We start from the raw sequence: 5,041 nt of genomic DNA on the forward strand, positions 1-5,041 counted from the left end.
TTGGCGAGATAGCGCGTCATCACGCTTTGCATGCGCTTGACCATGAACGCGCGCGTATCGCCGCGCTGGAAGGCATAGCTGTCGGGCAGGATGCTCCCCTCGGCCGGAACGTCGATCGTGCCGGTCAGCCCGCTGGTCTTGTCGATCGCGTCTTTCAGCTGGACCGAGGCCCAGCCCTCGGGAATCGTCACGAAGCGCTGGATCGTCTTGCTGCCTTGCAGCACCTTGAGAATGTCGGCTTGGCTGAGATGCGCCGGAATGCGATACTCACCGGCCTTGATCGGCGCATCGGATCCGAAGACCTTGGCGAGCATCCGGAACGTGCTCGCCGAGGGGATTGCCCCGGCCTTTTCCAGCTGAACCGATGCGCTCGCCAGGCTGCTGCCGGGCGCAATCGCGACGCTGATCGGATGCGCCAGCGGGCCGCGACCGCCCCACATCTGGACGACGAAGAACGCCCCCGCGATCGCCGCAAGGCCAAGAATGAGACCGAGGCAACCGAGCTTGCGCATCTCAATCCTCCGTTCGTGCTGAGCCTGTCGAAGCACTGCCATCCACGATGACCGGCATCATTTGTGGAAAGCGGCCCTTCGACAGGCTCAAGGCGAACGGATCGGGGTTCACGCTTACATCGCCTTCATGACAAGGCTGGCATTGGTGCCGCCAAAGCCGAACGAATTGTTGAGCACCGCCTTGACCGAGCGCTTCTTCGCAACGTGCGGCACCAGATCAACCCCCGCGCAATTGTCGCTCGGATTGTCGAGGTTGAGCGTCGGTGGCACGATCTGGTCGCGCATCGCCAGAATGCAGAAAATGCTCTCGACCGCGCCTGCGCCGCCGAGCAAATGCCCGATTGCCGACTTGGTCGAGCTCATCGACAGCGTGCCGATCGCATCGCCAAACAGCCGCCGCACCGCGTTCAGCTCGAGTTCGTCGCCGAGCGGGGTCGAGGTGCCATGCGCGTTGATATAGTCGATGTCGCCAAGCTGGAGCCCGGACTTCTTCATCGCCATTTCCATCGACCGGAACGCGCCTGAGCCCTCCGGGTGTGGCGCGGTGACATGATAGGCATCGCCCGACAGGCCGTAACCAATGACTTCGGCGTAAATCCTCGCGCCGCGCGCCTTGGCGTGCTCATATTCCTCAAGGCAGACGACGCCAGCGCCCTCGCCCATCACAAAGCCGTCGCGGTCCTTGTCATACGGGCGGCTGCCGCGTTCGGGCGTGTCGTTGAAATGGGTCGACAGCGCGCGCGCCTGCGCGAACCCGGCGATGCCCAACGGACAGATCGCGCCTTCGGAACCGCCCGCCAGCATCACGTCGGCATCGTCCATCGCGATCATCCGCGCGGCATCGCCGATCGAATGCGCGCCGGTCGAGCAGGCCGTCACGACGGCGTGATTCGGGCCCATCAGCCCGTATTTGATTTGCACTTGCCCGGTGATCAAATTGATCAGACGGCCATGCACGAAATGCGGTGAGACGCGGCTCGGGCCCTTTTCGTGCAGCACGATCGATTCGGACGCGATCCCGGGCAGACCGCCAATGCCGGACCCAATCGAGCAACCGGCGCGATACTTCTGCTCCTGCGTCATATCGAGCAGTCCGGCATCTTCGAGCGCCTGACCCGCCGCATCGATCCCGTAAATGATGAATGGATCGACCTGGCGCTGGACCTTGTGGTCGACGCGCTTGTTCGGATCGAAGCCATAGGGATGATCGGCGGGCTTCACTTCGCAAGCGATGCGACACTTATAGTCGGTCGCGTCGAAGCGCGTGATCGTGCCCGCCCCCGACTTGGACGCGAGAAGGTTCGCCCATGCGGTTTCCACATCGGCGCCTAGCGGCGTCACGAGGCCCAATCCGGTTACGACAACACGCCGCATGGCGATCTCCGTTTCTGTACGTCTTCGATAAAACGCTGGGTAAAATGGGAACGGCCCCCTGCCCCCGGTCTTTGCCTGGGACGGGGAGCCGTTCTATGTGTTCAGCCGTGGGGCTATGCGAGAGCCCCAACCAAAAGCAGAATGCTCAGCTCTTATGCTCGTCGATGAAGGTGATGGCGTCCTTCACGGTCGTGATCTTTTCGGCGGCATCGTCGGGAATTTCGACTTCGAATTCCTCTTCGAACGCCATGACCAGCTCGACGATGTCGAGGCTGTCTGCGCCCAGATCGTCGATGAAGCTCGCGTCCTCGGTCACCTTGTCGGCTTCTACGCCGAGATGCTCGACGACGATTTTCTTAACGCGGTCTGCGGTCTCGCTCATTGTATCGTCCCTCTATGATGGGGGTTTTGGGAATTCCTGAACGCACGTAGAACGGGCGTGGGGGGCTTGCAAGTAGGGCAGATCAAATCGCCCGTCAGATCATCGCCATGCCGCCGTTGACGTGCAAGGTCTGGCCGGTGACGTATCCCGCCTCGCGGCTCGCGAGATAGACCACGGCCGCGCCGATGTCGGCACCCTCGCCCATTTTACCCATCGGGATGCGCGCGTTGAGCGCATCCTTCTGAGCATCGGGCAATCCATCGGTCATTGGTGAGGCAATGAAGCCGGGTGCCACGCAATTGACCGTGATCCCGCGGCTGGCGAGTTCCTGCGCCAGCGCCTTGGACATGGCGGTCAGCGCGCCCTTCGAGGCGGCATAATTGGCCTGACCCGGATTGCCTGTCGTGCCGACAACCGACGTAATCGAGACGATCCGGCCGAAACGTGCCTTCATCATCGGGCGCGCCGCGGCGCGGGCGAGCCGGAACGCGGCCTCGAGATTGACGCGGATCACCGCATCCCATTCTTCATCCTTCATCCGCATGACGAGATTATCGCGCGTAATGCCGCCATTGTTGACGAGGATGTCGATCTTGCCGAGCGCCTCGACCGCGGTCGGAACGAGCGCATCGACCGCAGCGCCATCCGAAAGATTGCACGGCAGCGCCACGTGATCGCCGGCAAGACTTTCACGAAATGCCTCGAGCTTGGCGAGGTTCGACCCCGAAACCGCCAGCCGCGCGCCCTGCGCCGCCAACGCCTGCGCAATCGCCGACCCAATCCCCCCCGAAGCGCCCGTCACCAGCGCGGTCATGCCTGTCAGATCGAACATGCTATTCTCCATCAAATTTGATTCACGCGGAGACGCGGAGACGCGGAGGAGTGGTGATCGTTGACGATCCGTCGCACTCCCTCCTTCAGCGTCGCGCCTCCGAAGTTGATCAGTAGCCCGACGGGCTGCCGTGTCAGTCGCAAATACGTCAAAAGCTGCTTCGCATGCGCGATGTTGAGCCGCTCCACCGACTTGATTTCGACGAGGAGTCGCTGGTCGACGAGCAAGTCGATCCTAAACGCAGCGTCGAATCGCATACCCTCGAACTCGACGTCTACGGCGCGCTGGCGCGCTACCTCATAGCCGAGCGCGGATAATTTTCCCGCCATAACCATTTCATAGACGCTTTCGAGCAGCCCGGGCCCGAGATCGCGATGCAAGCGCAACGCCAAGTCGAGCACGTCCCCGCTGATCTCGTCTATATCTTTCACTTCTTCTCCGCGTCTCCGCGTCTCCGCGTGAACAATCCCTTCTTAAAGCACCTTAACCAAAGCCTCGACATCGTCCATCGTAACGACGCTCGTCCCCGTCGCATCGGGGGCGATGCGCTTGACCATTGGGGTCAGCACCTTGCCGCCGAATTCGACAAAGCGCTCGACGCCCGCCGCATACATCGCCAGCACCGATTCGCGCCACCGCACCATGCCGGTGACCTGTTCGACCAGCAGGCGGCGGATCGTGTCGGCATCGGCAACCGGTGCCGCCGTGATGTTGGCGAAGAGCGGCACCAGCGGCGCGTCGATCCGCGCCTCCGCCAGCGCCTTTTCCATGGCCTCCGCGGCGGGCTGCATCAGCGGGCAGTGGAACGGTGCGGAGACCTGCAACAGGAGCGCGCGCTTGGCACCCATGTCCTTGGCGAGCGCGACCGCGCGTTCGATCGCGCCGCGATGGCCCGAGATCACAACTTGCGACGGATCATTGTCGTTGGCGACGGTACATGTCTCGCCGGCCGCGGCGGCCTCGGCGATCGCCCGCGCCATGGTGAGATCAGCGCCAAGCAATACCGCCATCGCGCCAATCCCGACCGGCACCGCCGCCTGCATCGCAAGGCCCCGATGCTTCAGCAACCGCGCCGTCGTCGCCAGATCGATCGCGCCGGCCGCACATAGCGAGGTATATTCGCCGAGCGAATGGCCCGCGACATAGTCTGCCGTGTCGGCCAGCCGCACGCCGCCTTCCTGTTCGAGCACCCTGAGCGTCGCGATGGCATTCGCCATGATCGCGGGCTGAGCATTTTCGGTCAGCTCCAGGTCGGCCTCGGGCCCCTCGGTCATCAGCCGAAACAAATGCTGGCCGAGCGCATCGTCGACTTCCTGAAACACTGCTCGCGCGGTCGGGCTCGCGGCGGCAAGCGCCGTGCCCATCCCAACCGACTGACTCCCCTGCCCTGAAAAAATGAACGCACGCATCCGCTGAAACTCCTTCGGCGCGGCGGTTAAGCGCGGGCGACGTATGCCGTCAACCTGAACGGGGCGAAGCTGGCCGGGACACTTTGCGACCCTTTTGTGTTTAGCCCGGTACGGGTGTGCGACAATCGCACCCCAAATAGGGTCCGACGCCGGGAGCTTGGCGCCGTCCGATAAGGATTTAAACCATGAAGAGACTTTTCATCGCATTGCTTGCGACGGCGGCCATCGCCAGCCCGATTGCCGCCGAAGCGCAGCAAAATCGCAACGATCGCAACAATCGTAATGATCGCCAGACGACCGTCATCCGGCAGCAGCCCAACGGCCGCACCGTCGTCAAGAAGCGCACCGTCACCCGTCCCAACCAGCAGCGTCGCTGGAATAAGGGCCAGCGTTTCGACCGTCGCTATGCGCAAAACTATCAGGAAATCCGCGATTGGCGCCAGTATCGCGGTCGTCGCCTCTACGCTCCGCCGCGTGGCTATCATTGGGTCCGCTCGGGCAATGACGCGGTGCTCGTCGCGCTCGCGGGCGG

General features: G+C 62.9%; 7 protein-coding genes. 1 reads left to right on the forward strand and 6 read right to left on the reverse strand.

The features are described 5' to 3' along the window. The 6 genes from ABWP09_RS12740 to fabD form a co-directional block, all read right to left on the reverse strand. Positions 1 to 512 (reverse strand): endolytic transglycosylase MltG (locus tag ABWP09_RS12740; RefSeq protein WP_353205506.1); only part of this gene is annotated, 512 nt, incomplete at its 3' end. Positions 513 to 626: 114 nt separating this feature from the next. Beyond that, the gene (gene fabF / locus ABWP09_RS12745; RefSeq protein ID WP_353205507.1) at positions 627 to 1,886 is read right to left on the reverse strand and encodes a beta-ketoacyl-ACP synthase II; all 1,260 of its coding nucleotides are present in this window, start codon (positions 1,884 to 1,886) and stop codon (positions 627 to 629) included. A 145-nt stretch (positions 1,887 to 2,031) separates the two neighbouring features. Further along, positions 2,032 to 2,268, reverse strand: a complete 237-nt coding sequence (locus ABWP09_RS12750; protein WP_010186338.1) for an acyl carrier protein — start codon at positions 2,266 to 2,268, stop codon at positions 2,032 to 2,034. A 94-nt stretch (positions 2,269 to 2,362) separates the two neighbouring features. Next, positions 2,363 to 3,100: a 3-oxoacyl-[acyl-carrier-protein] reductase gene (gene fabG / locus ABWP09_RS12755; protein ID WP_353205508.1), complete on the reverse strand. Its 738-nt coding sequence runs from the start codon at positions 3,098 to 3,100 to the stop codon at positions 2,363 to 2,365. Positions 3,101 to 3,111: 11 nt separating this feature from the next. Continuing rightward, the gene (locus ABWP09_RS12760; RefSeq protein WP_353205509.1) at positions 3,112 to 3,531 is read right to left on the reverse strand and encodes a GxxExxY protein; all 420 of its coding nucleotides are present in this window, start codon (positions 3,529 to 3,531) and stop codon (positions 3,112 to 3,114) included. 42 nt (positions 3,532 to 3,573) lie between these two features. Next, positions 3,574 to 4,509, reverse strand: a complete 936-nt coding sequence (gene fabD, locus ABWP09_RS12765; RefSeq protein WP_353205510.1) for an ACP S-malonyltransferase — start codon at positions 4,507 to 4,509, stop codon at positions 3,574 to 3,576. Between the two features lie 185 nt (positions 4,510 to 4,694). Between fabD and ABWP09_RS12770 the strand changes: the two genes are divergently transcribed. Further along, a partial coding sequence (locus ABWP09_RS12770) for an RcnB family protein (protein ID WP_353205511.1) occupies positions 4,695 to 5,041 on the forward strand: 347 nt, incomplete at its 3' end.

It is taken from the genome of Sphingomonas sp., assembly GCF_040398505.1.
Classification (GTDB): domain Bacteria; phylum Pseudomonadota; class Alphaproteobacteria; order Sphingomonadales; family Sphingomonadaceae; genus Sphingomonas.

Excerpts from the sequence above, each read along its gene's own strand:
- fabF (WP_353205507.1), bottom strand. The coding sequence starts at position 1,886 with ATGCGGCGTGTTGTCGTAACCGGATTGGGCCTCGTGACGCCGCTAGGC.
- ABWP09_RS12750 (WP_010186338.1), bottom strand. The coding sequence starts at position 2,268 with ATGAGCGAGACCGCAGACCGCGTTAAGAAAATCGTCGTCGAGCATCTC.
- fabG (WP_353205508.1), bottom strand. The coding sequence starts at position 3,100 with ATGTTCGATCTGACAGGCATGACCGCGCTGGTGACGGGCGCTTCGGGG.
- fabD (WP_353205510.1), bottom strand. The coding sequence starts at position 4,509 with ATGCGTGCGTTCATTTTTTCAGGGCAGGGGAGTCAGTCGGTTGGGATG.